This is a genomic window from Arhodomonas sp. KWT (assembly GCF_010993615.1).
This window is the reverse complement of sequence record NZ_WNXE01000039.1, coordinates 21,569-23,862: the sequence shown is the minus strand read 5'-3', so window position 1 is coordinate 23,862 and position 2,294 is coordinate 21,569. Positions and strand designations below refer to the sequence as shown.

3 protein-coding genes are annotated in these 2,294 nt (G+C 65.9%); 2 read left to right on the top strand and 1 reads right to left on the bottom strand.

Features of this window, described 5'->3' with window-relative positions:
- A partial coding sequence (locus G7A99_RS08790) for an acyl-CoA dehydrogenase family protein (RefSeq protein ID WP_205599777.1) occupies window positions 1-482 on the bottom strand: 482 nt, incomplete at its 3' end.
- A 201-nt stretch (window positions 483-683) separates the two neighbouring features.
- On the opposite strand from G7A99_RS08790, the gene G7A99_RS08785 reads away from it, so the two are divergent.
- Window positions 684-1,172: a MarR family winged helix-turn-helix transcriptional regulator gene (locus tag G7A99_RS08785; RefSeq protein WP_018718768.1), complete on the top strand. Its 489-nt coding sequence runs from the start codon at window positions 684-686 to the stop codon at window positions 1,170-1,172.
- A gap of 160 nt (window positions 1,173-1,332) precedes the next feature.
- Window positions 1,333-2,145, top strand: a complete 813-nt coding sequence (locus G7A99_RS08780) for a hypothetical protein (protein WP_163139591.1) — start codon at window positions 1,333-1,335, stop codon at window positions 2,143-2,145.
- The last annotated feature ends 149 nt before the right edge of the window (window positions 2,146-2,294 follow it).

Below are 2,294 nucleotides of genomic sequence, written 5' to 3'. Positions count from 1 at the left end.
AGCCGGTAGCCGCCGTCCACCGCCCGGGCCCGGGTCTTCATGCCGCCCGGGTCGGAGCCGTGGTCCGGCTCGGTGAGGCCGAAGCAGCCGACCATCTCGCCGGTGGCGAGCCGGGGCAGGAACTTCTGCTTCTGGGCCTCGCTGCCGTAGGCGTGGATCGGGTGCATCACCAGCGAGCTCTGCACGCTCATCGCCGAACGGTAGCCGGAGTCCACGCGCTCGACCTCGCGGGCGATGAGCCCGTAGGCCACGTGGCTGACGCCCGGGCCGCCATACTCCTCCGGGACGGTCGGGCCGAGCAGGCCGAGCTCGCCCATCTCAGTGAGGATCTCCCGGTCGAAGCGCTCGTCGCGGTAGGCACTGATCACGCGGGGCTGGAGCTGCTCCTGGCAGTACTCCCGCGCCGCCTCGCGGACCATGCGCTCTTCCTCGGTGAGCTGCTGGTCGAGCAGGAACGGATCGTCCCAGACAAACGCATTCATCGCTGTTCTCCTGCGGGTAGGCGTGCCGGTAGTGTGGCACCGGGCCGGTCATTTGAGAAAAATTGGTTACTACTGGTATCGATCACTTTTCGTTATCCCTGATCGGTGACACATACATAACCGGGCTGTGAAATACTTAGACATAAAATACTTCTCCGGGGTACCCTGTAGCGAACGAGTCAGGGAGGCACCGGAGACACCATGAAGGACGCGCCCGCCGACGACACCGATCCCCGTAACAAGAAGGTACTGCGGCTGTGGTTGCGGATGCTGCCGGCCGTCGGGCTGGTGGAGCAGCAGCTGCGCAGCCGCTTCCGCGAGCACTTCACCATCACCCTGCCGCAGTTCGACGTGCTCGCGGAGCTCGAGCGGGCGGATCGCCCCCAGACCATGTCGGAGCTCTCGCGGCTGCTGCTGGTTTCCAGCGGCAACGTCACCGGGCTGGTGGACCGCCTGGTGCGCAGCGGCTACGTCAACCGCCGCCCCTGCCCGGACGACCGGCGCGTGCAGTGGGTGGAGCTCAGCGACAAGGGGCGCGCGGAGTTCGACACCATGGCCCGGGCCCACGAGGCGTGGCTGGTGGAGCTGTTCGATGAGCTCTCCGATGCCGAGGTGGACGAGCTCAACCGCCTGATGGCGCGCATGAAGCTCGCGCTCAAGCACCGCCTCGACGTCGACGAGGTCGCCTGACGCCGACACGGTGAGGCGCTGGCGCGAGCAATCGCGAGCAGGCGCGGGAACCGACGTACGGTTCACCGCCCTATCCGAGAACGCGCATACTCCGACCTAGGGAAAGGGCGCATGCGCGGAATCCTTGCGGATTCCGGCCGGCGTAGCGGAGCGCCATGGAATGACCACCACACCGAACCCGGGCGTCTCCGGCCGCGGCGTCGCCTTATCGTATATCCGCTTTTTATCCGATAGTGCGACCGGCTACACCGTATTGCTGCTGCTGGGGCTCGCCGCGGCAACGGAAACCCCCGTTCTCGGGGTGGCCATCCCCGCCCTGCGATCCTGCCCTCCCATCGACGCGGAGGGCGCAGCCTCCACCTTCGGCTGCCTTAGCGCGGAGACCCTGGTGGGCCTTTATCTGCTCGCCTTTCTCCTGGCCACTCCCCTGGGGCTGACGCTCAACGCGGCCAGCTGGTTTCTGGTGGGCTGGCTGGAGAAGTGGGCGGTCGGGTTCTCCTGGGGAAAACGCGCCAGTTTTCCGTTCGCCATGACGAACCACTCCTTCAATGTCGATCGGTGGCAGGAGATGCTGAAACTCGAGCGCAGTGACGTCTGGGCCACGGCCGAGAACCTGGAGAACGTGCTCATGGTCTTCTTCCCCGCGTTCCTTGCCTGCTATGAGCACGTCAATGGCATACGCCTGCTCACCCGCAACCTAGGCCTTATCTTCACCGTCGCGGCCGTCGTAGCGCTCTGTGGGGGTGAGTGCGTGGGGGCCGCCGTCTTCGCCGTAGCGGCCGGCAGCTCTCTCTCGCTGAATGCCATGATCGCGTTCCACTACAGCTGTGCCATTTTGAACGGCGCCTGTCTCATTTGCCTCGCCAATAATCCATATCTCGGATCCGATCTGGAGCGCGAATGTGGGGCCGAATCCCGCCTTCGCCTCATCGAGCGCACGCGCCTCGCCACGGCCCGTGGAGATGATCGCTAGCCCCAAGGAAGTTTGGCGTGGGTTCGTCACGGCGGGTCGGTCGGGCACGGCCACAGGCCGTGGGCGACGCCCCGAGCATTCCGGGCCAAGAACGTCGCACGCCCGCGGCGCGCGACCTACCCGAGCTGGACAGGTGGTTATCGCTGAAT

Bases quoted from the DNA above. Each gene is read 5' to 3' on its own strand.
- G7A99_RS08785 (WP_018718768.1), top strand. From the start codon at position 684: ATGAAGGACGCGCCCGCCGACGACACCGATCCCCGTAACAAGAAGGTA.
- G7A99_RS08780 (WP_163139591.1), top strand. From the start codon at position 1,333: ATGACCACCACACCGAACCCGGGCGTCTCCGGCCGCGGCGTCGCCTTA.